The organism is Bacillus cereus (genome assembly GCF_002577405.1).
GTDB lineage: Bacteria > Bacillota > Bacilli > Bacillales > Bacillaceae_G > Bacillus_A > Bacillus_A cereus_AU.
Genome location: NZ_NULR01000001.1, coordinates 39001 through 64221 on the forward strand (window position 1 = coordinate 39001; position 25221 = coordinate 64221).

Consider the following 25221-nt stretch of genomic DNA (forward strand, 5'->3'; position numbering starts at 1 on the left):
TCTTTCTCTTAAACTATTTTTTCAATGCAGGCTCTGTCAATTTAACCGCTTCATTCAAGGCTTTATCTGCTGAATTTTGCCCTAATAATACACTGCTAATTGCATAATCTAGTTTTTTGTCAACTTCTGTCCATTTGTTTGTAAGTAAAAATCCTGGAGTATCTGATGATCTTTCAAGCATAGTATAGAATGTACTTAATAACTGATCATTTTTATGACTTTGTTCGGAAACCACACTCTTAAGTACTGGCATATCAGTCTTTCTCATTTCTGCTGCTTCTGCTGATACAAAGTATTTGATAAATTTCCAAGCTAGGTCTTTTTCTTTAGAGTCTTTGGCCATTGCAATTCCTGCAGAATGGATAACACCCTTTGAAGGTTGTCCATGAAAGGATGGAATTTCTGCAGTTCCAAAATCCATGCCAGCCTTTTTAAAATCTTCTAAAGGCCAAATGCCGTTCTCGATCATAGCGATTTTCCCTGATTTGAAACTTTCAGTGACTTTATCAGACACAATAGCACTATTTTCATCAATCATATGTTGAAAGCCATTAAGGATTTCTTTTGTTTTTGAACTATTCATATATCCATCTACCTTTTTGCCATCAGGACTAATGAAACTACTCCCATTACTCCATACATATTCTTGGAATGCATATGAATTTTTTTTGGAAGAGAGAACAAACCCATATTGTTTCTTTTCAGGATTGGATAACTTTTTCGCTGCATCACTGAACTGCTCCCAAGTCCAACCAGAAGTCGGAAGAGGTACCCCTGCTTCTTGGAAAAGTTTTTTATTGTAGTAAATGACGCGAGTGGTAAAACCAACTGGAAATCCATAGGTAGTATTTTTAAATTTGTGATAGTTTACAATATTCGTATAAAAATCATCAAAAGTAGTTTTAAAACTACTGTCTTTATTTACGTAGTCATCAAGTGGTTCCAGAGATTTATAGTAATCTGGATAATTCCACATATACATGACATCAGGGGGATTTTTTGCTCCGAAAGAAGCAGCCAGCTTATCCTCAAACCCGTCAGCATATGCTTCAACTTGCACTTTCACTCCTGGATTCGCCTTTTCAAACTTTTTCGCAATATCTTGTTGGTATTTGAGACTCTCTCCAGTATCCCATGTAGCAAAGCGTAATACTTTCTCCCCATTTTTACCTTGACTAGAAGATTTCTCACTGTTCCCGCAAGCAGAAAGCAGCATTGCAAAAGAAATAGCTAAAATTAATAATAACGATATTCTTTTTTTCAACATAAATCCCCCTATCATTTTTTGAAGATCAATTTTGTCTTTTGTAAAACAATCTTTAGACCTAACTTTAAGAATACGCTTTCATTCCTTCTTAAAAATTTTTTAAATCCCCTCACCTCCACAACTTTTTCTAACAATCAAACTAGTCGGAACCACCACTTTTAATGGCAATGTTCTCCCATCAATGCGTTCAACTAGAAGATTTACTGCTACTTTCCCCATCTCCTCGGTATGAACTTTTACAGTGGATAATGGAGGAGTAACAAATTCGCATAATTCAATCCCATCAAATCCAAAGATTGCGATATCATCAGGAACTTTTAATCCTGAATCCGTTAAAGCTTTCAAAGCACCAATGGCCATAGGGTCACTTCCAATGAAAAAGGCGGTAGGGAGATTCCCTGAATGGATCGCTTCCTCCATTAGCGTTAAGCCATCTTTTGTTGTCCATTTTCCAATATAAGTATATTTTGGGTTATATAATCCCTGTTCCGTTAGCATTTTTTCATATGTTCTTTTTCGTACATCATGAATCTCTAATTTTCCAGATAATCCACCAATGGTATATGATTGACCACCAATATAGCCTATTTTTTTGTGTCCTAAATCCAATAAGTATTGAATAACCTTTTCAGTAGCTTTTTCAGAATCTATCACCACTGAATCATATAGTTGTTCGTCAGGAGATACATCGACAAACACTAAATGTTGTACTTGCTTTACTTGATTTTCCACTTCTTCTTGACCTATGACTCCTACTACTATTAATCCATCCAATCCTTCTAGATCCTTTTTATTGAAAGGAGGTCTCAACACTTTCGATAGTTCAATTCCCAATTCAATCATCCTCTTTTCAATTCCATTACGAATGGCCAAAAAATATGGATCATCAAATTCCGATTCTTGAGAAAGATACATCAAAAGCCCAATTTTTCCGTACTGCTTAGGATTGGTAATTTTTTTTTCTATATTTCGTTGCTTTTTAGGTATGTAATCTAACTCTTCTGCAGCCTGAAGGATTTTTTTCCGAGTCTCTTCTGTAACGGATAAAGTTTGATCCTCATTTAACACTCTTGATACAGTCGTTTTTGATATCTGTGCCTTTTTGGCAATTTCATTTAATGTTACCAATATGATTACCTCTTTTTCTATTTTTAGTAAATAAAAGTAATAATTTAGTGAATTTTCACTTAAATATAATATATCAGAGGTGAAAAGTGAGCGCAATATTAATTTTCATAATTTTCAATTTAATTTTTCCGCCACTATTCACCCATATTGAGATTCAAGGATCCGAAGATTTTAATGACTATTAACATTCACTCATTTTTATTACGATATAAAGGGCGAAAAAGTCCAGTGAATAAATCAATTAATTCAGTAAACTAAAATAAAAATTTACTGAAGAAACATTCAGCCTCTTCAACTGTAATTGCATTAACCTCATTGCTATTCGGGTAGCGAGTGCCATCAAAGGAGTTAATAAAAATAATGAGTTTTACTGCCCACAAATAGCTGGATAAATAGTTTAATGAATATATCACAGTACTCACAAACTGTTTTTCTCCTTTATCGTTATTTTTATACTGTAATAATTGTATAACATATCAAGCATTGAACCATTTTATTTTCCAATCTTTTAACTCTTTGTCTTAGTATAAAATAACATGTGTAGGAAATAAAAATATTTAAAGGTCCAATTTCTTAATTTTCACATTAAGAAATTGGACCCTCTTTCATTACTTTGGAATATTCATAACACGTTATTACATTTATTATTAAGAATATACGCTTTATATTAACTGCTTCAGTTGAGCTAGTCTTTTTAATAACACATAAACTAGTTAAATTTTACTTATTAAGCTCCAAACATTCATAAACCGCCATCATATCTCGTTTATCCAATTCACGAATACGATTAAAAATAGGTATATCCTCAACAGCTTCCGTTCGTAAGCTTTCATCCACAACATCACTAACTTTTCCAATTAACCATGTTTGCACATCTATGCCCTCAACAATTTCTTTAAGCCCTTCATCATTGATACCAGTTGCATTACAAGTTACACATGGAATTGTTAATTTAAACACGCCGTCATGTATATTATCTTCTGTTATAACTTTCTTTCCTTTACAGAATGGGCATGGGTTGCTTTTTTTAATTTTATTAATTTGCGTAACTAATTTTTTGTAACCAAATGCTTCATACACATATGTTAGTTTTTTATATTTACCATTTGTGAAGTACTTATCTATAATGTTTTCTCTTGTTTCATAAACATTAGGGAAATCACAAACAGTTATTTGATTATTAACACTGATGGATTCTATATTTCCTTTTATTTCATCCCAAAATGGTAAAGCATTTTGTAACACCATTTCATAGTTTGAAAAGCTTGCCTGCTCTAATTCAACCATTTTTAGTGCAGCTTGTAGTTTTCTTAGCAATAAAGAAACATCTTCTGTCAATCTCATATCGCCACCAACAATAGATTTTAATTTATGAAGTACAGGTAAATCACCGACTATTTTCAACACTTCATCAACTGTTTGATTGATAATTTCACGAATATCGAAGTTATCAAATTTAAGCGGTTTATGATGATTTAAAACTGTCCCCTCACAAATTGGACATACAATCATTTCTTTAGATTCTTTAATTTCTTCTTTAATGGCTGCTTTTGAAATAACGATATATCCGCCAATGATCGTATTAAATCCTACCCATGTTCTACGTGTCTTTCCTTTTTTATCATAAAATGATTTTTCAAAATATCCGTACCAAAATGTATGTTTTTCTTCTTCTGACATATCATTATAGCTCTTTGATAAATCGTGACCAAGTTCATTTTTAATTTCTTCAAATAGAAATTCTATTTTTTCATATTGATAAAATTTTAATACTTTCATGATTTCCGGATCGAATAGACCATCCCAAAATGGAACGTTTTTATTTTGAATTGTAATATCTTTATCGAAAACTTCAATTTGAAGGCGACCAGAGCAAGATGGACAATGATTGTCCTGCGAATAAAAATCAAAACTTCTCGTATCTTTATTAGTCGGATGAGCAGCTACAATATGATTAATTAGTCCACCGATCTCATATAAGAAACTATATTGACTATATAAATGTCTTTCAAGATTAATCGCAACAACCGGTGCAATTGTATCCGATTCATATTCACCATAAATTAAACGGGCCATTGATGATAAACTTTTTAAAATACCACCCTTATAAATATTTTCGGCATTTTTAAAATAGTTAATATGATTTTCTTTTAAATAATGAACGCCTTCTTTATGCTTAAGTGTCGAAGGAATATGTATTTGCTCAGCATTATTCACACTGCTTTTTTGACGACAATAATTCTCATGACTGACAACATCCAGATGCTCTACAGATTCATTCTGCCTTTTCCCGAAATCAACAATATAATCAGAGCTTTCTAACATGTAACTATTATGCTCAATCATAATAATAGAAACTGATTCATCTTGCAAAATCCCTCTAATACTATCTATAAATTGATTTAAAATATTTTGTGATAAACCTTTTGAAGGCTCATCAAAAATAAATAATGTATGTGGATTTCTTGTTTTTGCAAATAACTCAGAAACTAAATGAACACATTGAAACTCCCCTGTTGATAATGTTTGTGTTTTTCGTTCTAATGTTAAATAGCCAAGTCCTAATTTGATTAATAGGCTTAAACGTTTATACGCAATATCTTCACTTGGAATCTCATCAATAATATCCTCAATCGAGCGCTCAAAAATATCATCGATTTCTTCACTATATTTTGTCAGTTTCTTTTTAATATCAAGGAAAGTTGCAACGGTTGATCGACTTGTAATTGATTGGTTTCGATCCTGTCCTACCATAACTAGTTTATCTTTTTGATATCGTTTTAAGAAATCTGTAGCTATACATTCATTGACAAGTGTAGATTTCCCACATCCAGATTCTCCTGTAACAGTTACAAGCCTATTTTTAGGAATCTGAAACTCTGCTATTTGGATATTACGGCAATATAAATCATGGAATGTATAATAGTCTGTTGGTACTTCTTTGTTTCGATCCCAAATTATTGGTTTTGGTCTTGGTGATTCTTTTACGATTTTCCCACCATATTTTCCGCTACCAGGGCCGAAGAACAATTGCTCATCAGTTGTATCTAGTACTGTATCTGAATGATCAATAAGCCAAATTTGATTTTTACACCCTAATTGTTTAATCTCTTCTAATATTTGTAATAATGTTTCATGATCAAGTCCAACTGAAATCTCATCAATAATAATCACAGCATTTTCACTTACTGCCATGAATTCAGCCAAGTATAGCCTTGTTAACTCTCCACCTGACAACGTACCCATAATTCGATTTAATGTTAAATAACCAATGTTCATATTAATAATATTTTGCAAAATATGTTGTTTTGCTTCACTAATATTTAATTCTTTTGCTAATGAAAGAATAGATTCAATACTTAAATCATTAATATCTGAAATGGTATGTGGTTTAGCGAACAAGTCAATTACATGTTGTTCAATTTCGTCACTATAACGTTTTCCCTTACATTTTTTACACTCAATATTTTTAGTAGTACCACGGCCTTTGCAGCCAGCACACCAGCCTAACTGATTATTAAACGAAAATACCTCAGGAGAAAGGTTGAATTCTTCAGCAAGTTTTTCACGAACCTCTGTAAAAACACCAGTATGAGTACCAATTGTTGAACGCGGATTAGATGAAATCGATGATTTTCCTAGAAAAAGTACTAAAGGCATTTCTTCCATCTTAATAGCACTAAAATTCGTTTCCATAATGTTAGGAAATAAATATTGATATTCAGCCTTTGGTAATAAAGAAACTAATCGTTTTTTTGATTCTTCGCCAATCGTTTGGCAAAGTGTAGTTTTACCAGATCCAGACAAACCAGCAATTCCAAACGATTTATTTGCCAATATTTCTGCATCCAATTTATTAATATTATTCGCAATTAATTGATTTACTTTCATATTAACCTCTATTCTTATAGTTGTTAAAAAACGTTTTTATAAGATAATAATTACATAATAAATATAGATTATATAACATCTATCCATTCAATTCATCGGTCTTAACCTTATATTTATCAAACCAATATTTCCATTCATCTTTTGAAAACTCTTTTTCTTCTCCTTGTAAAACAGAAGAAAAAAGATCTAGACAAATATGCCAACCGGCTATATCTTTCGGTGTATGATCTGTTAATTCATGAATGAATTCTTTAAGTATTAATATGGATCCATTTTTCTCTTTATGTATTTCAAATCGAACACGATCTTTATCCCACGTGAATTCTAATGTTGAATTTATTTTACAATCTAAAATATCAATATTTAAAAACGAACCATCCATCATGTCGAATTTAATAATTCCACCTGTTTTAAGATTTTCTATTTGCAAGTTAGACATCCACTTTTTCAATTTATTATTATCTGTTAACACAGACCATACTTCTTCTATCGAATATGGAAAATGCCGCTCAAATTGTACTACGTATTCATTATTTTGTTTATCTATTATAGCAATCATTATTCATACGCCTCCTTCTGCTTCCAACAGAATATATGTTCTCTTTTATTATTTTACTTGATTTTGCTAAAAAAATAAATCTCAATCAACATACTTTTTACGATATTTTAACAATAAAGGGCTTTGTTATTATTTAACCATTTACTATAATCATCCCATACAGGTTGTTCTTTGAAAACTGAAGATATGAGGTTGGTACGAGAAAAAATTCGTACCGTAAAATCTTCAATCACTCGCCATCATACCAAAAGAGCGAAAACCAAGCCATGACGTTGGTATGGATAAAACAATCATAATCACTAAAATGCGGTGGGTTCTTGCGAAGGACAAAAAGAAAATGGTGCTTTTTTATGTGTATACACCAACGGGTCATTATTGACTAATTATCTCCTCCTTATTTTCATGACAAAAAGAAAAAGCAGAAAGAATACTCCCTTCTGCTTTTATAATAGATGGTACATTTCATATTGTGCTAAAGCGTTCTTTTCAAATCCACATTTCTTCAAATACCCCTGAAGTAACCCATTATTAGGAAGCCCAATTGATAAACTTGATAACTTTAATTCTTCACTTGCTACTTGTAATAATCGCGTCGCAATACCAATATTTCTATAGTCCTTATCTACGAATATATAGCTAATTTTCCCATGTTCATTTACACATAACGAGCCTTTTAATTCATTATCAACATATGCACCATAAAATGTATTATTTGTTTTTTCAATATAATCAATATCATTTTGCCAATTTATATGAAAGTTCAACCATTCTTGAATTCCAACTTTAAATGTTGGAAATTCTAATCTTTTTACTTCAATATTTTCATTATCTTTATTTGTTAGTTTAGTTACATCATTTAAATTATAATAAGAAAGATCATACACTTTTTCATAACCTAGTGTATTATAAAATTTAATCGCCCGATTATTACCTACAATGACCTCAAGAAAAAGTTGTTTGCATCCATTTTGAATCGCCTCTTCTTTATGCAGTTCAAATAAATGCTGACTTACACCAATCCCTCGATACTCTGGCTGAACAGCTAGTGTTCCGCAACGCATCGTTTTTATCGTTTCATAAACCTTTATTCCACCAAGTATCACACCAACAGATTTGTCACCGTCTAAAGCAAGAAAAGAGTTTTCTAGCGAGTTACCTTCTGGCCCCAAAAATCTTTTAATAAAATCTTCTTTTGAAACATCCATTTTAATGATGTAATCTGAAAATCCATCTTTAAAAGCTTCATATACTAAATCTATACTTACTTCACTACATCTTTTGTATTGAATCATATAAGGATAATCCTCCGCTTTGGCTTGTTATATACTACATTCGAACACATGAAATGAATTCCCTTCACCATATCCATCCTTTATTTCATGAATAACAACTTGATTAAATCCATTTGCAATAAGTATATTTTCAAATTCTTTTAAATCATATAGTCTTATAGGAAAATCCATAATCTCAGTTTGTACTATTTTTTCATCATGAATAATTTCATACTTTAGTTTAATATTCAAAAGCTTTTGCACATCATCATATGATACTTTTCTATATTCAACAATCAATTCATTGTTAATTTCTTTTCTATTTGTTTCAATCCAGTCGAGAATCTCTTCCACTTCATTCCCTCCTAATACAACGGTAAGAAGGAATTTTCCATTTTCATTTAAGTTATTTTTCATATTTTGGAGACTAATATCTACTAAATTATCAGGTAAAAGTGAAAATGATCCAATTGGTATCATAATAAGATCATATTTTTTATTACCATGAAATTTTTCAATTCTTTCTTGAGATACAACGGGTTTCAAATTGAGTTGTTCTGCTTTCTCTTTACACATTTTAAGCATTTCTACTGACAGGTCGAACCCTTCTATATCAATACCATTTTGCATGAACGGAATTAACATTCTGCCATTCCCACACATCGGTTCTAACACTTTCATATTTTTATCTTTTGCAAAAGAAAGATAAAAATCCAATTCTTTTCCGGCCGCCATTGATTTATCACTTTCATATATCTTTGTACAAAGTTCTCCATAATACGTATGCAATTGTAATTCACCTCTTAATTTGAAATGTATAGGATATTTCCTCTCTTGTTATCTATTGTTAACTACAGTAATCTCATAAACACGTAAAAAAGCAATTAAATGTTCACACGCTCTTTCACATGCTAACATTTTAAAGATTTTTTGTTCTTCTTTCGTTTTATCATTCGCTTGATCTGAAGTAGCTTTTAAACATAAAAAAGGTTTTTTATTTACATGACAAACATAAGCGAACGCTGCCACTTCTTGATCAACAGCCAATGCTCCGTATACAGTATGCAGTAAATATCTCATTTCCGAACTACGAATACGCTGATCTCCAGATAAGAACGTACCGAAATGAACAGGATCATAAGAACGTATTTTTTTTATTCTTCTTACAAGTGATTTTGTTGTTTCAATAGGTGTCGTTCTACCATCATATAAATTAAAAACGTCTTCACCTGAACCAGCAGCCGTAACATCGTGCTGTATTGCATTGAGTGCCACTACAATATGACCATTTTTTACCTTGTTTGATAGACTCCCGCAAATCCCCGTCATAAATAATTCATCTGGCTGAAACTCACTTATTAACAATTGTACACAGCTAGCGCAACTTACTTTACCGACACCAGTTACAACTGATATAATTTCCAACTCATTAATAGTGTGAAAATGAAATTCCCAAGCCGCTCTTTTTTCAACCCGTTCACTTGGATAATGTTGATGCAAATACGTAAGTTCTGGTTCCCATGCAGATACAATTGCGATACGTTTCATTACACGTTTCACTTCCCCTATTCTCATTTAAATAAGTCATCTATACTTTCTCGTTCATAATCTGGAATCCACTCTTTATATTTCTCATATAAATTGCGTATTCTTTCTTTATTCTTCGCAATTACTTCACATCCTCTATCATCGTAAATAAACATGATAATATCTTTCGTCGCATTTATGAGAAATACATCAGGATAACAAATTTCTTTCTTGCTCCCAAAACGTGGGTACAACTCTGGAAAATCTTCATGATTAGCAGCTTGAATAAGTGGCTCATGCTTAATATCATCAGCAAGACATTTTAATGAAAATTGATATGTACAAAACAAATCTGATTCCTCATCCTCAAATAAAAATCGTAGCGTTTCTTGTCTTATATGAAACTTCAAAGCACTCTTTTTAATAAATCGATTATATATATTTATTTTCTGCGGATTTTTCATTTTTCCCTTTTTAAATCGATAAACATTTGTCACTAAAAACACTGTATCTTTTTTCGAGAATATATCATGAAATACTTCTTTATTGTACTGATATAACTGATTAAAATAATCCATATTATATTCATCTGTTCCCTCTTTAAATTGACATTTATTTTTCCCAAAATCAAAATGTAGATGATTTTCCCACTGTGAGTATATGTACGGTACTAATGTAACACCTGGAAATGTTTGATTCATATATTCTTTTAATTGCATTTTCATATCATATCCTTTCCACTCTACAATTTTCTTTAATGTATCTTAATAAAAAAGCTTTTATATCCTGTTCTATTTTTCCGAATATGTTTCATTGTATGACACGCTAATCTCCTCCTGATTACTATTATTCAATATAATATGAAATTCAAATAACCCTTCTATTTTAAATTCGTTATGAATGTTTTAATACCTTTTTTATACGTTACATGAAATTTTATATTGAATCATTGCTACAAAGTGCATAAATGTTTGCTATTATAGTAATGTTGATGATTTGTAAGGAAAGGAACTAAGAAAATGAATAAAAATATATTAATTATTGATGATGATAAAGAAATTGTTGAATTACTTGCTGTTTATTTACGAAATGAAGGCTATAACATTTATAAAGCATATGATGGCGATGAAGCCTTGCACATGGTATCTACATATGAAGTGGATCTTATGATTTTGGATATTATGATGCCAAAACGAAACGGTCTAGAAGTTTGCCAAGAAGTTCGTGAAAATAATACTGTACCTATTCTTATGCTTAGTGCCAAAGCTGAAGATATGGATAAAATATTAGGGCTTATGACAGGGGCAGATGATTATATGATTAAACCATTCAATCCACTAGAACTAGTGGCTAGAGTGAAAGCTTTGTTGAGAAGATCCTCTTTCCAAAACACTGCTCCCCAAAAGAAAGAAGATGGTATCATTCGCATTCGAACGGCTGAGATCCATAAGCATAATCATACCGTTAAAGTAAATGGAGAATTTATTAAACTCACCTCAATTGAATTTGATATATTATATTTACTTGCAAGCAATACAGGGAGAGTATTTAGTTCTGAAGAAATATTTGAACGTGTCTGGAAAGAAGATGGTTATGGTTCTAACAAAACTGTAATGGTCCATATTAGCAATTTACGAGATAAACTTGAAACAGTTATGAATGGGGAAAAATTTATTCATACTGTTTGGGGAGTGGGCTATAAAATTGAGAAATGAGGCATTTGATATATTAAAAGATATTCCAAAATGGAAAATTATTTTTTGGCTCTTATTATCTATTATTCTTACTCCAATTACCGAATTAATTATATATCGCCTCATTACGAGTGTAATTGAGAGTTCACTTACTTTAAGCGAACTCGGTAAAGAATTCATTAGAATTTTCGGCTATGAAAAATATAAAGGACTCAAGGAATCTCTCTGGATGATGATTGTATCTTATTTATTTCTATTCTCTATATTCTCATCCTATCTATACATTTTTTATCGTCATGAAAGAAAGCTTTACTATAAAACTTGTATAGAAAAAATGATTGAAGAGATTCGTTATATTGCAAGTGGAAATTTCAATCATAAAGTTTCCATCGCAAATCATAACTATCTAGAAGAGCTAGCAACTGGAGTCAATCAAATTGTAGAACAATTAAAAGTCTCGATTGATGAAGAAAGACAGGCGGAACAAGCAAAAAGTGAGCTGATTACAAATGTATCACATGATTTACGTACTCCCCTTACATCTATAGTTGGATACGTGAATTTAATCCATCATGATAATTATAGAGATGAAGTGGAATTGCGTCATTATATACAAGTCATTTACGGTAAAGTAACACGTCTAAATGCATTAATGAATGACTTGTTTGAATATACACGTGTTCAAAATAAAGAGTTAAGTTTATATTCTGCTCCTATTGATATCGTAGAGCTACTTGGACAATTAACTGTTCAATTCCGCATACAGGTTCAAGAAGCTAATATAGAATGTCGACCTTCTTTCCCATCTCAAAAACTCATGGTATTAGCTGATGGAGACAAATTAGTGCGTGTATTTGAAAATCTTATTATAAACGCTATTGCTTATGGAAACGATGGTGGCTATATTGATCTTACTGTTTATGAGAGCAATAATCTGATTGCAGTTGATATAACAAATTACGGACAACCTATTCCTAGTACAGATTTACCTCATATTTTTGAGCGCTTTTATCGCGTTGAAAAATCGCGTTCAACAAACACTGGTGGATCTGGACTCGGATTAGCAATCGCCAAAAGTATTGTCGAACTGCATAATGGAACAATTGAAGTATATAGTGATGATAACAAAACGACTTTCACAGTAAAACTACTTCCATATAAATGTTAATACAACATAATTTTAGGTTCAATTTCTTATCTTATAAGAAATTGAACCTTTTATTTTCCATCAATAACCAAAATTAAATAATCCTTTATAATTCTTTAGAAATTCTTTACCTTTTCTTTCTTCCTAATTAAGCATTCCTTTTTACAATAATATTATTGATGTCATAGTAGGAGGATCGCTTATGCAATTCTTAAAAAAAATAACAGTTTTATTATTATCTTTTCTCATTACCACACTTATCGTTTTATATTGTTACCTTTTTGTAAATGGTCCAATTGTTCAAGCTAAATCAGCTATATTAATAGATGCTAATTCAGGTAAAGTTATTTATAAAAAAAATGAAGAAACTCCTATACAATCAGCTACTTTGTCTAAATTAATGACAGAGTATATCGTATTGGAACAACTGAATGACGGAAAAATTCAGTTAGATGAATTAGTAAAAATACGTAACGAAGTATTCCAAGTAGAAACAAGCCCTATACAAGTAACATCGAAGGATAAAACGACGGTACGTGATTTACTTCATGCATTGCTTTTAACAGGAAATAATCGTTCTGCGCTCGCACTAGCAGAACACATTGCTGGAAATGAAGATAACTTTACAATGTTAATGAACGAAAAAGCAAAACAACTAAAGTTGACACAACCATCTCCATTTTTAAACTCTACTGGTGTTAATAACGAGAAAAATAAACAACCTAGTGCAACTGCGATAGACACCGCTAAACTAGCAACACAATTAGTAAAAGATTTTCCTGATGTATTGAATATTACGAAACTAACCTCTTATCAATTTACCTTCAAAAATTCCCAAGTTTTCAACACAAATAAAATGATTTATTCCCTTAATGAAAAAATTAAACTTCAAGGGGTCGATGGCTTGCAAACTAGTTTTTCAACGAATGGTAATTATAGTTTTGTCGGTACAGCAAAACTAGGAGATACTAGACTTATTTCAGTAATATTAGAAGCCGATGAAGAAAACAGTGCTTTTATCGAAACAAAAAAGTTGCTACAGTACGGTTTTGATCCTTCCTCGTACTCTACACTCCAAGCTTTTAAAGATGCTCTTACATCTTGGACAATATTGCTGCAATTTAAAAATTTGATCATACAAACAGTTATCATCTTTTTCATCATTACAATCTCAATGTTTTTACATATACGCCAGAAAAAATCCAAGGATTTCAACTAAGAATTCCTCTTATATATAAAAACAGACTTGTTGGTTGAGCAATCGATATTTTTTGTTGAAATGTCAATATACCTTAAAAAGGAGCTCTCCTTATCAAGAGAGCTCCTTTTCTTATTTCTTCTTCTTTTCTGTCGGTTGGCTTTGTTTAGCGAAATTAGATGAATCATCGAAATTCGGTTGTTTTTTACCAGCATTATTACTTCTACCTTTTCCCATATGTAATGCACCTCCTCTACCCCTTACTATTCCCCCCCAAAAAAACCTCTTGCATCCAAGAGAATTTTTTTATTGGGCTCTTATTAATAATGCCCAACCGTGCCCATAGTACTCCCAACACTTCCAGCCCTGCCACACCATATTGGATGCTATTGATCATGAATTAGTTATGTATAATATGTATCACCTCTTATTTTTTATGGCTTTTTACGATTTAGGTCTTGATAACGAAAAGCCAGTATGCCTGAACAATACGAAGGAATTAGAGAAATACTGAATGATTTGAATAAAGTACCTAAACCAATTGTAACTGAAGATATGAAAGAACAACTGCAAATATGGTTTGTGCAATCACTACAAAACAAAGAGGAAATATTGATTTCATACTATCATAACCGGATGGTCCACGACATGTACATAAATGTATTACATATTAAGTTGTTCACATCACTTAAACTATTCTTCTCTTACTTGCCAATTATATTGAAATAAAGTGTACACGCTAATCTCTCCTCTACCCCAATTATCCACTTAACAGCATCTATAATATGATGCTGTTCATCCGTTTGTTAACATAATATAATTATAAAAAACTATTATTTTTTATTGTTCCATTCATATTCTAACATACTCATTTCCCATAAATTCCAATACGTATCTCCTACTTTTTTTGACTCTCTTAATAAACCTTCTTTTACAAATCCTATTTTTTCATAGCATGAAATGGCTGACGTATTAAAATCATAAACACCAAGAGTTACTCTATGTAGTTTCAATTCTTCAAAAGCAATATAGAGTACTGCTTTCATCATTTGTTTTCCTATAGAACGTCCTCTCATTTTCATATCACCAACTAATACTTTTCCAATTCTAGCAGACATATTTCTATTATCTATTTGCCCAAGTGAAATATGACCAATTACTTCTTCAGTCTTTTCATCTATTACTTTGAAAGCGAGTGTATCTGCACTTTCTATATATTTATCTAATTGCTGTTCGTTTAAAGGATGTGTAAATGCATTTCCTGACCATTGTATTAAAAATTCTTCGGAATTAATCCAATTTATTAATTGTTTGAAATCCGTTCGTTTAAGGGGCTCTAGTCTAATCACTCCCATTCTCCTTTCGTACACCATTATTTCTAGACTCAACCTTAATTCTATATAAAGAATATATTCTCCTTTTATACAAAGTTAAAATAAAGCCATTCATACGAATGGCTTTACAAAAAAACAGCATAATTATGCTTTGTTTGCTACGTCAATACCATTTAAATCAAAATCTGTAGTAACGGTTGTAACAGGTGGTATAATCGCTACGATTTTACAAAGAGAAATAATTGCTGCAACTGAACCTGGAATAGCAGCTAATTTAACAACATCACAAGTTACCGAAGAAACAATACCTACATAAGTACGTCCTTCTGTTTGAATTTGCACTGTTCGATTAACTAATTTTTTTAGCTCATCTCTAATACCTTGTACACAAGAGTTGTCACATTTCTCATTCTGTTCTTTTTTGCACTCTTCAAAAGCGTCCCAACAATCATCATGTTTACACGTACATTTTTTTCTACAATTATTAAATCGAGAACCCAAAACCTCACCCCCTAATCCTTTTTACTAGTAAAGTATGTCCACTAGCTTAAAAGTGTACGAGGCAAAAACATAGAAAAGAAAAAACAAACTTTTGTACTAAATCTTTTTATTGGTTTCAAAACACATTCATTACCGTTTCAACCTCTAATTTAAATACTTAAAATATCTGCAATCACAAAATAGTTTTTTCCTTTAATAATTTTAACTCTAGAAAAAATATAAAACTGGCTCCAACAACTAGGTGCCAGTTTGTTCCTTTAAAATTATCATTTAAATCTATATTTTAGTAAGATCTATCAATTTGCTATTTAAATCCATTTCGAATTTTCTTTCTATTGAAATAAACAAAAAATGCTACCTACTAATTGTGATTTTTCCGCATATACCGTTTCAAAAGTTATCACATTTACATTTACTATTATTAATAAGTAGAATAGGAGGTGTAAATAGAATGTCTTGTATTATTACAGGATTAACACAGCCGCTTTGTTTAACACTTGTTTATAATGTTTCATCGGGTATACTAATATCTTCTACTGTTGATTGTGGGGAATGTACTTTAGAAACAGAATTCGATTATACTAGTAAAAATCTAGTTATAAGAGTACCATTTACTGGTGAAGGTACTCTTATATTCAATGACAAATTCCAAGCAAGTTGCGTTACAACGAATTTAACTCAACCTTAATCTAAGTAATTTTTTAGGGGAAAATAGAATTATAACTTCTAATTCCCCTCTCTCCTTCCTAAATTAACAAACAAAACCTACATTTTGTTTCCATTAAAAATTTACAATTCAAATCATGTTGTACATTATTTTTTATTTCTACACTACTATCTAATCTCTTCATCCTTTCCAAAGATCGAATCCGTTACATTTCTTATTAATAGAAAAGGAGGTCGAAATACAATGCCTTGTGTCTTACCAGGATTAACTCAACCAGTTTGTTTAACCATTGTTTATAACATTTTATCTGGCACACTTATATCTTCTTCAGTTAATTGCGGTGAATGCGAACAAGAAATTGGATTTGATTATGTGAGTAAGAATCTAACAATTGTAATGCCATTCACCGTTGAGGGTTCACTTACATTTAATGATAAATTTTTAGCTAGTTGCATTACAACGAACATAACTCAACCTTAATTAAATCTAAAAATTTTTAAGAGAAGTGGAATGCATTTTGTATTTTCTAATTTAATGAATTTCGGTTTGGTATAGCCAAAAACTTTTGATAAACTAGCTATATGAAGTTCTTTGATAACTTGATATAGAACGTTGCAGGAAGAAAATAGCGTGCGAAAACCAAGCCATTCGGTTCCTGCGTAAAATATCAACCGTATAAAGAGAGCATCCAATCGTTGGACATCTAGGGGTGGAACGCCCCGAAGTAACGCTCAGGGAGACGAAAGGTTACATTCGTCGTAGAACTGAGAAGCTCCCACTTCAAGCTTTGCTAAGTGGCGAGTAGTTCACGATATACAAAATACCTATATAATCAGATTTCAGTAAAAAGCATCATAGTTTAACTTCCACCTTCTATTTCTTCACTTCTTTTCATCTTCTGCTTGGCTCTTATATTTTTTTATACAAAAAATGAGCTCTAATTAAATAGAGCTCATACCTAATTTTATAGTTTACTAGACTGTAACCCTTGAATAAATGGAACTACTTCAGGATTTACAAGTGACGATAAATCTCCTAACTCTTTTCCTAAGTAAGCTGCTTTAATGACACGTCGCATTACTTTAGAATTACGTGTTTTTGGTAAATCCTCTACAACGTGAATATCTTTAGGACATAATGCTTTTCCGATATGAGAATTTACTAAACTCATTAATTCTTTCTTTAATTCTGCTGTAAATATTACACCATCTCGTAATACTACAAAACAATGACAAACCTCACCTTTTACATCGTCAGGTACACCAATTGCAGCTGCTTCTATTACATTATTATGTTTCACAAGAATAGATTCATATTCAGCAGGCCCAATACGTTTTCCAGCAATGTTTAACGTATCATCTGAACGCCCCGTAATAATATATTGCTCACCGTCATAAACAACCCAATCACCATGAACCCACTTATTTTCAAAACGTGACCAGTATGTGTTTACATAACGCTCATCGTCTTCCCAGAAACTCTTTGTCATTCCAACCCAAGGTTTCTCTAAACATAGTTCTCCGACTTCATCACGAATTGGTTTACCTTGATCATCAAGTACAACCGCTGCCATTCCTGGTAAGGATGCGTTAAAACTAATTGGTGCAATTGGCTTAATAAGCACATTACCAAAAATCCCTCCAGAAATTTCAGTTCCTCCTGAATAGTTACAGATTGGGACTTTTCCTTTTCCAACCGTTTCAAACAGCCACATCCACGGATCCGGATTCCAAGGTTCTCCTGTTGATGCGAATACTTCTAAACTCTTGAGCGAGTGTTTATTTACATACTCATCACCTTTTGCCATTAACGCACGAATTAATGTTGGTGAAATACCGAGATGTGTGATTTCATATTTATCAACCGTCTCCCATAAGCGGTCTGCTTCTGGGAAGTCTGGCACACCTTCGTACATAACCATCGTTGCTCCATTAATTAAAGAGCCGAATAGTAAAAATGGTCCCATCATCCAGCCCATATCAGTTACCCATAATACACGGTCGCCTTGTTTTATATTCATTCCAAACCCTGCATCAAATGCAGATTTTAAAGGGAAACCAGCATGCGTGTGTACTGTCCCTTTCGGCTTACCAGTCGTTCCTGATGTATAAATGAGCATTAATGGATCATCACTATGCATTTCTTCAGCATGTATAAATGGTTTTTCTTTTTCTAACGTACTCCATGAAAAATCGTAATTATGCGGTGTAAAATCATTTCCAGCATGCCGAACAATTACCACCTTTTCAACAGTTGGACAATGTTCACAAGCTTTATCTACTTCATCTTTTAAAGAAACAATTTTCCCCCGGCGTGAAAATCCATCTGCGGTAATAATCATTTTTGAACCCGCTGCTTGTACACGTGTCATTACTGCATCAGACGCAAAACCTGAGAATATCGGTGAAATAATCGCTCCAATTTTCATTACTGCTAACATAGCAACAACTGTTTCAGGAATCATCGGCATGTAAATTGTTACACGATCACCTTTTTCAATACCAGCATGTTTCAAACCGTTCGCAACACGGCTTACCCAGCTGTCAAGCTCTTCATATGTAAATGATTTAGAAGTTCCATTTTCCCCTTCGTACTGAAGTGCTGGCTGTGTTCTTGTTTCATCATCTGCAAGCCAGCGAGATAAAACAGATTCTACAACGTTACAAGTGCCCCCAGTGTACCACTGTGCAAACGGTGTACCATTTTCTAAATCTAGCACTTCTGTATATCGTTCCATCCACTGATAGCCAACTGCTTTCTCAGCCTCACCCCAAAACCATGCGGTTTCTTCAATTGACTTATTATAAAAAGCTTCGTAATCTTCATAGCCTAATGATTTCATCCAACTAAATAATCGCGTTTTTTCTTTATATTCTTCTGTTGGAAACCAAACTGCTTGTTTCAATGTTTTCCCCTCCTTGACTTTTTGAGCAAGAAAGCCCTAAATAGGGCTTTTAAACTGGATATACCGGATGTTTACGATCCGTGAATACTTGATATTTACTCATATACATTTCGAAACGTCCTTTTAATTCTTCACGTAAATTGTTTGGATGAACAATACCATCAATCACCATCTCTGATGCTAAATGGTAAATATCAATATCTTTCTTATACTCTTCACGCTTTTCAGCAATAAAGCTTGCACGCTCTTCTTCTGGTAAAGCTGCAATTTTATTTGCATATACAGCATTAACCGCCGCTTCTGGTCCCATTACTGCAATAGAAGCTGTCGGTAATGCTAAGCAGCAATCTGGTTCGAATGCTGGACCTGCCATTGCATATAAACCAGCTCCATACGCTTTTCGAACGACGATTGAAATTTTCGGTACAGTTGCTTCACTCATTGCAGAGATCATTTTTGCACCGTGACGAATAATACCAGCGCGTTCTACTTTTGTACCAATCATAAATCCAGGTACATCTGCAAGGAATAATAATGGAATATGATATGCATCGCATAAATTAATAAACTTAGCTGCTTTATCAGCTGAATCATGGAATAACACGCCGCCTTTCATACGCGGTTGATTTGCAATAATGCCAATTGGCTTACCATCAATACGTGCTAATCCTGTAATAAGTTCTTGAGCAAACAATTTTTTCACTTCAAAGAAAGAGCCTTCATCAATTACTCTGTTAATGAGATCTTTCATATTGAAAGGAGCATTTTGATTTTCTGGAATGATTTGTTCTAACGTTTTATCGAACTGTTTCGGTTCTTGAGGTGTAATCAATGGAGTCTTTTCTAAGTAGTTGCTTGGAAAATATGAAATATATTGTCTAGCCTGAGTAATTGCATCTTCTTCTGTCTTACATAATACATCTCCGCATCCTGACACAGAGCAATGCATACGAGCTCCGCCCATCTCTTCTAAAGTTACCTTCTCGCCGATAACCATCTCAGCCATACGTGGAGATCCTAAATACATAGATGCATTTCCTTCAACCATCATAACAACATCACAAAATGCTGGAATATATGCGCCACCAGCTGCTGAAGGTCCAAATAATAAGCAGATTTGCGGTACTTTACCTGATAATTTCACTTGATTATAAAAGATTCTTCCCGCACCGCGGCGTCCAGGGAACATTTCTACTTGATCTGTAATACGCGCTCCAGCAGAGTCAACTAAATAAAATAACGGCACGCGTAATTTTTCAGCCGTTTCTTGAATACGTAAAATCTTTTCAACTGTACGTGATCCCCATGAGCCAGCCTTTACCGTTGAATCGTTTGCCATTACGCACGCAGTACGACCGTGTATTTTACCGGTTGCAGTTACAACGCCGTCAGCTGGTAATCCATTTTGTTCACAATTTGCAAATAACGCATCTTCAACATATTCACCGTTATCAAACAGAAGAGCTAAACGATCACGAACGAATAGTTTACCTTTTGCTTTGTTTTGTTCATGATATTTCGGTGCCCCGCCTTGCTTAATTGTTTCAACTCGTTCTTCAAATAAATTAGATTGTTGTTTTTGATCTAACATACTTACTCCCCCTTATACATTGGCTTGCGTTTTTCTTTGAATGCCTGTAATCCTTCTAATCTATCTTTCGTATGGATTACGCCCTCATACGCTTGTTTTTCCATTTGTAATCCGGTATGTAAATCTACTTGAATACCATTTGAAATTGCTTCTTTTGCTAGTCGAACAGCAATCGGACCATTATTTGCAATTCGATCTGCAATTTCAATTGCTTTCTCTTCTAGTAAATCAGCTGGCACTACGTATTCTACTAAACCATATTCTTTCGCTTCTTGCGCCGAAATACGTCTTCCCGTATAAATTAATTCTTTCGCTCTACCAACACCAATTAATCTCGGTAAGCGCTGCGTACCTCCTGCTCCAGGAATAATGGCAAGAGTAGTTTCTGTAAGACCTAAGCTTGCATTTTCAGAAGCAATTCTAAAATCACAAGCTAAACTTAATTCTGTACCACCACCAAGGGCAATTCCATTTATTACTGCAATTACTGGTTGTGGTAATTGTTCCACCATCTCCATAGTAGAACGAATCATACCAACAGCATGGCGAACTTGTTCTTCATTCATATTGGCACGTTCTTTTAAATCAGCACCAGCACAAAACGCCTTTTCACCAGCTCCTGTTAAAATAACTACACGTGTATTTGAATCTTCGCTTATTTCCGTTAATATTGTTTGTAATTCTTCTAATAATGCCAAAGATAATGAATTTGCCTGTCTTTCACGATTTAATGAAATCTTTACAACGTGCGGTGTAACATAGTCAACTGAAATGTTTTGTAATTGTAGCATCTTCTCACCTACTTATCGTTTTATGTTGAAGCGCTCTATACACATGACTCGGTAATTGGATATTTAACTTACTTTGAATAAATTGACTAGCCCTCAATAACTTTTCTTCATCAATATTAGTTTGGACCCCGAGCTTATGGAGCATATGTACTAAGTCATCAGTAGCAACATTACCCGATGCTCCTGGTGCATAAGGACATCCCCCAAGTCCACCACAAGAACTATCAAACGTTGTAATTCCATGTTCTAAAGACTTAACTACATTTGCCAGTGCCATTCCATACGTATTATGAAAATGCATCGCAAACTGTGAAGCATCATACTTCTTTAATAAATGTTCTAATACTTTCTCTACTTGTAATGGATTCGCTACACCAATCGTGTCACCAAGAGAGATTTCATAAATGCCGTATGAAAATAGTTGATTACATATTTCGTCAACTGCTGTGACACTTATATCTCCTTCATAAGGACAGCCAAATACAGTAGAAACATATCCCCTTACCTTTTTCCCTTCGAATGCTGCCTGTTTTGTTATATCTTCAATTACAGCTAATGCTTCTTTAATTGATTTATTAATATTACTTTTATTATGAGATTCACTTGCTGATAAAAAAACATTCACCTCATCTACATTTTGCAAAAAAGCTCGTTCCAAACCATTTTGATTTGGAACAAGCGCTGCATATGTAACATTTGGATCCCTTTTTAGCTCAGAAAATACATCACTTGCATCGGCTAATGCAGGAACCCATTTAGGGTGAACGAATGAGGAAACTTCAACATACGATAATCCCGCTTCTGTAAGTAGTTGAATCCATTTTACTTTATCTTTTGTGCCAACAATCTTTTTTTCATTCTGTAAACCATCACGTGGCCCGACTTCTTTAATGACAGCAAAATTAGGTAGTTTCAATTCGCTTCCCCCTATATCTCCCTATTCAATTTCTAGTAATACATCTCCTTCATTTACAAAATCGCCTTCTTGCACGTTGATTTTCATAACAGTTCCGGCTTCTTCTGAAACGATCGGAATTTCCATTTTCATAGATTCCAAAATGACGACATCCTGCTCTTCCTCTACTGTATCTCCTACTCCCACAACAATCTTCCAAACATTTCCTGCCATCGATGCATATACTTTCGTCATCATTTTTTCCCCCTTAATATTCATAACTCTTATTTTTTAACAAGTTGTTTCGTTACAAAACCCGTTGTATAAATACCACTTTTGAATACATCGTCTTCTAATACTTGTAGTAGCATCGATGTATTCGTTTTAATACCTTCTACTTTTAACTCTTGCAGTGCATCCTGTAATTTTGAAATCGCTTCTTCACGAGTTTCTCCATGAGCGATTACTTTCGCAATCATTGGATCATAGAAAGGTGTAATCGTTACTTGATTCTCTAAGAAGTGATCGATACGTACATTTGACGGTAATGTTAAATCTGTAATTTTCCCAGGTGATGGGAAGAAAGTTTTCGGATCTTCTGCATAAATACGAGCCTCGATGGCATGACCACTACGTTTTACATCATCTTGTGTAAATGATAGTTTCTCACCATATGCGATAAGTAGTTGTTGTTCAACAAGGTCTAACCCAGTAATTTCTTCTGTAACCGGATGTTCTACTTGTAATCTCGTATTCATTTCTAAGAAATAAAAGTTCTTTTGATCATCTACAAGAAACTCAACTGTACCAGCATTCGTATAACCAAGAGCTTTAGCAGCTTGTACAGCAACTTCTCCCATCGCTTTTCGCGTGCCTTCATCTAAAAATGGTGAAGGCGCTTCTTCAATCACTTTTTGGTTTCGGCGCTGTACTGAACATTCTCGTTCCCATAAATACACTGTATTACCATGTGTATCTGCTAAAAGCTGAATTTCAATATGGTGTGCATCAGCTATATAGCGCTCTAAGTACATTTCTCCGTTACCGAAGAAATTTTGTGCTCTTGTTTTGTTACTTTCAAATGCTTTGGTGAGCGTTTGCTCAGTTTCCATCAACTGCATTCCAATGCCTCCGCCGCCCGCGGATGCCTTAAGCATTAATGGATAACCAATTTGTTTTGCAATTTCAATTGCTTCTTCAGCAGTTTCAATATTTGTAGTAATACCTGGAACTACTGGTACATCTGCTGCTTGCATTGCTATACGTGATTCAATTTTACTTCCCATCTTAGTAATGATTTCTTCTGAAGGACCGATAAATACGATTCCTTCTTCTTTACAGCGAATCGGAAAAGATGGATTCTCTGATAATAATCCGTACCCCGGATGGATTGCTTCAGCATTCGTCTTCTTAGCTATTTCTATAATTTTTTCAAGGTTTAAATAGCTTTCTTGGACACGTGGGCCACCTACTAAGTAAGATTCATTTGCCATTTTTACATGAAGGGCATTTTCATCAGCCTCAGAATAAATAGCAACAGTGCGGATGCCAAGTTTTTGACAAGTTTTCATAATACGAACTGCGATTTCCCCGCGATTAGCAATTAATATTTTTTGAAACATAGTGATTCCTCCTTTTTATCTACATCCTAAATGTCTTGCAATTACGAGACGTTGAATTTCGGAAGTTCCTTCACCAATTTCTAAAAGTTTTGCATCACGAATATATCGTTCAACTTCATATTCACGCATGTAGCCATATCCACCATGAATTTGTACTGCATGATTTGCAATACGACTAGCTGCTTCAGATGCAAATAGTTTTGCCATAGCCGCTTCTTTACCGAAAGGTTTATCATTATCTTTTAACCAAGCTGCTTTATGTACTAAATTACGCGCTAATTCCACTTCAGTCGCCATATCAGCCAATTTAAATTGAATCGCTTGGAAATTAGAAATTGTTTTTCCAAATTGTTGACGTTCTTTCGCATATTGCAATGCACGTTCAAATGCAGATTGCGCAATACCAACAGCTAATGCTGCAATTGAAATACGTCCTCCATCAAGTGTATATAAAAATTGTTTAAATCCTTTATTTACATCACCAAGAATATTTTCTTTCGGTACACGCACACCATCAAGTACGATTTCACAAGTATTAGAAGCGCGAACACCCATCTTATCGTAAGGACTTGAAATCGTTAATCCTTCACTAGTAGTCGGTACGATAAATGCAGAAATACGTTTTTTACCATTGTCTTCAACACCATTGATAGCGGTTACAATGATTGTATTTGCATACTCTGCGTTTGTGATCCAACACTTCTCACCACTAATCACATATTCATCGCCATCTAAAATTGCTTTCGTTTGTGTGCCACCTGCATCAGATCCAGCGTTTGGCTCCGTTAATCCGAAAGCACCTAATGTTTTACCTGACGCCATTGGAACTAAATATTTTTGTTTTTGTTCTTCTGTACCGAAATAGTAAATTGGAGAAGCACCTAATGAAATTGTTGCAGCATAGCTTAAACCAGTACCACCACAAGCACGACCAATTTCTTCAACCGCTAACGCGTACGATACAGTATCGCCACCTGAACCTCCATACTCTTCTGGGAATGGGATGCCTAATAATCCTAGTTCGCCCATTTTTTGAAATGTTTCATATGGAAATTCCGCAGTTTTGTCATAATACACAGCTTTCGGTGCGATTTCCTTTTCAGCAAAGTCACGTACCATTTCTTTAATCATTTGTTTTTCGCGAGTTAGAGTAAATTCCATTCCGCTACACACCCCTTATCGAATATTGAGTTTCGACAGCGTGCGAGTTTCTACTACAAACATTACTTCTTA

At 33.5% G+C, this 25221-nt stretch carries 22 protein-coding genes and 1 pseudogene; 5 read left to right on the forward strand and 18 right to left on the reverse strand.

The features are described 5' to 3' along the window. Positions 1-13: 13 nt before the first annotated feature. From COC96_RS00215 to COC96_RS00250, 9 genes are all read right to left on the reverse strand, one after another. Positions 14-1264 carry an ABC transporter substrate-binding protein gene (locus COC96_RS00215; protein WP_098266875.1) on the reverse strand — a complete coding sequence of 417 codons (1251 nt, stop codon included), beginning with the start codon at positions 1262-1264 and terminating at the stop codon, positions 14-16. 102 nt (positions 1265-1366) lie between these two features. After that, the gene (locus COC96_RS00220) at positions 1367-2395 is read right to left on the reverse strand and encodes a LacI family DNA-binding transcriptional regulator (protein WP_098266874.1); all 1029 of its coding nucleotides are present in this window, start codon (positions 2393-2395) and stop codon (positions 1367-1369) included. A gap of 254 nt (positions 2396-2649) precedes the next feature. Then, entirely contained in the window at positions 2650-2817 is a 168-nt protein-coding gene (locus COC96_RS27420) for a hypothetical protein (protein WP_176538767.1), read from the reverse strand. Positions 2818-3115: 298 nt separating this feature from the next. Further along, positions 3116-6286, reverse strand: coding sequence for an ATP-binding cassette domain-containing protein (locus COC96_RS00225; protein WP_098768076.1), 3171 nt, complete (start codon positions 6284-6286; stop codon positions 3116-3118). A gap of 79 nt (positions 6287-6365) precedes the next feature. Next, positions 6366-6845: an SRPBCC family protein gene (locus tag COC96_RS00230; RefSeq protein ID WP_098266872.1), complete on the reverse strand. Its 480-nt coding sequence runs from the start codon at positions 6843-6845 to the stop codon at positions 6366-6368. 443 nt (positions 6846-7288) lie between these two features. Further along, positions 7289-8137: a GNAT family N-acetyltransferase gene (locus COC96_RS00235; RefSeq protein ID WP_098266871.1), complete on the reverse strand. Its 849-nt coding sequence runs from the start codon at positions 8135-8137 to the stop codon at positions 7289-7291. 27 nt (positions 8138-8164) lie between these two features. Next, the gene (locus COC96_RS00240; protein ID WP_098266870.1) at positions 8165-8905 is read right to left on the reverse strand and encodes a class I SAM-dependent methyltransferase; all 741 of its coding nucleotides are present in this window, start codon (positions 8903-8905) and stop codon (positions 8165-8167) included. Positions 8906-8953: 48 nt separating this feature from the next. Then, positions 8954-9691: a 5'-methylthioadenosine/S-adenosylhomocysteine nucleosidase gene (gene mtnN / locus COC96_RS00245; protein WP_142339932.1), complete on the reverse strand. Its 738-nt coding sequence runs from the start codon at positions 9689-9691 to the stop codon at positions 8954-8956. Beyond that, a complete protein-coding gene (locus COC96_RS00250; RefSeq protein ID WP_098266869.1) occupies positions 9688-10362 on the reverse strand; it encodes a DUF3885 domain-containing protein in 675 nt (224 codons plus the stop codon). Before COC96_RS00250 ends, mtnN begins: the two co-directional genes overlap by 4 nt. 300 nt (positions 10363-10662) lie before the next feature. On the opposite strand from COC96_RS00250, the gene COC96_RS00255 reads away from it, so the two are divergent. The 4 genes and pseudogenes from COC96_RS00255 to COC96_RS00270 all read left to right on the forward strand — a co-directional run. After that, on the forward strand, positions 10663-11358 hold the full coding sequence (locus tag COC96_RS00255; protein ID WP_098266868.1) for a response regulator transcription factor: 696 nt from the start codon (positions 10663-10665) through the stop codon (positions 11356-11358). Then, on the forward strand, positions 11348-12505 hold the full coding sequence (locus COC96_RS00260) for a sensor histidine kinase (RefSeq protein ID WP_098266867.1): 1158 nt from the start codon (positions 11348-11350) through the stop codon (positions 12503-12505). Before COC96_RS00255 ends, COC96_RS00260 begins: the two co-directional genes overlap by 11 nt. Before the next feature lie 181 nt (positions 12506-12686). Beyond that, the gene (locus COC96_RS00265) at positions 12687-13703 is read left to right on the forward strand and encodes a D-alanyl-D-alanine carboxypeptidase family protein (RefSeq protein WP_098266866.1); all 1017 of its coding nucleotides are present in this window, start codon (positions 12687-12689) and stop codon (positions 13701-13703) included. Positions 13704-14159: 456 nt separating this feature from the next. Next, positions 14160-14357 (forward strand): annotated as a pseudogene (locus COC96_RS00270) (YolD-like family protein); the annotation flags it as partial. Between the two features lie 158 nt (positions 14358-14515). Here COC96_RS00270 and COC96_RS00280 read toward each other — a convergent pair. Together COC96_RS00280 and COC96_RS00285 are read right to left on the reverse strand one after the other, a co-directional pair. Next, on the reverse strand, positions 14516-15055 hold the full coding sequence (locus COC96_RS00280; protein ID WP_098266948.1) for a GNAT family N-acetyltransferase: 540 nt from the start codon (positions 15053-15055) through the stop codon (positions 14516-14518). Between the two features lie 105 nt (positions 15056-15160). Further along, the gene (locus COC96_RS00285; protein WP_098266864.1) at positions 15161-15517 is read right to left on the reverse strand and encodes a hypothetical protein; all 357 of its coding nucleotides are present in this window, start codon (positions 15515-15517) and stop codon (positions 15161-15163) included. A gap of 451 nt (positions 15518-15968) precedes the next feature. Between COC96_RS00285 and COC96_RS00290 the strand changes: the two genes are divergently transcribed. Then, a complete protein-coding gene (locus COC96_RS00290) occupies positions 15969-16205 on the forward strand; it encodes a hypothetical protein (RefSeq protein ID WP_098266863.1) in 237 nt (78 codons plus the stop codon). Positions 16206-17148: 943 nt separating this feature from the next. Here COC96_RS00290 and COC96_RS00305 read toward each other — a convergent pair. Genes COC96_RS00305 through COC96_RS00335 form a run of 7 tightly spaced genes read right to left on the reverse strand, consistent with a single transcriptional unit; the run spans position 17149 to position 25149 of the window. Further along, on the reverse strand, positions 17149-19089 hold the full coding sequence (locus COC96_RS00305) for an AMP-binding protein (protein ID WP_098266861.1): 1941 nt from the start codon (positions 19087-19089) through the stop codon (positions 17149-17151). A gap of 49 nt (positions 19090-19138) precedes the next feature. Continuing rightward, entirely contained in the window at positions 19139-20680 is a 1542-nt protein-coding gene (locus tag COC96_RS00310) for an acyl-CoA carboxylase subunit beta (RefSeq protein ID WP_098768077.1), read from the reverse strand. 2 nt (positions 20681-20682) lie between these two features. Beyond that, on the reverse strand, positions 20683-21471 hold the full coding sequence (locus COC96_RS00315) for an enoyl-CoA hydratase (RefSeq protein ID WP_098266859.1): 789 nt from the start codon (positions 21469-21471) through the stop codon (positions 20683-20685). 4 nt (positions 21472-21475) lie between these two features. Continuing rightward, positions 21476-22387 carry a hydroxymethylglutaryl-CoA lyase gene (gene mvaB, locus COC96_RS00320; RefSeq protein WP_098266858.1) on the reverse strand — a complete coding sequence of 304 codons (912 nt, stop codon included), beginning with the start codon at positions 22385-22387 and terminating at the stop codon, positions 21476-21478. A gap of 21 nt (positions 22388-22408) precedes the next feature. Further along, a complete protein-coding gene (locus COC96_RS00325; protein WP_001985297.1) occupies positions 22409-22624 on the reverse strand; it encodes an acetyl-CoA carboxylase biotin carboxyl carrier protein subunit in 216 nt (71 codons plus the stop codon). Between the two features lie 26 nt (positions 22625-22650). Beyond that, positions 22651-23988 (reverse strand): acetyl-CoA carboxylase biotin carboxylase subunit, encoded by a 1338-nt coding sequence (locus tag COC96_RS00330; protein WP_097906379.1) that lies wholly within the window; start codon positions 23986-23988, stop codon positions 22651-22653. 15 nt (positions 23989-24003) lie between these two features. Continuing rightward, positions 24004-25149 (reverse strand): acyl-CoA dehydrogenase, encoded by a 1146-nt coding sequence (locus COC96_RS00335; protein WP_000397265.1) that lies wholly within the window; start codon positions 25147-25149, stop codon positions 24004-24006. Positions 25150-25221 lie beyond the last annotated feature (72 nt).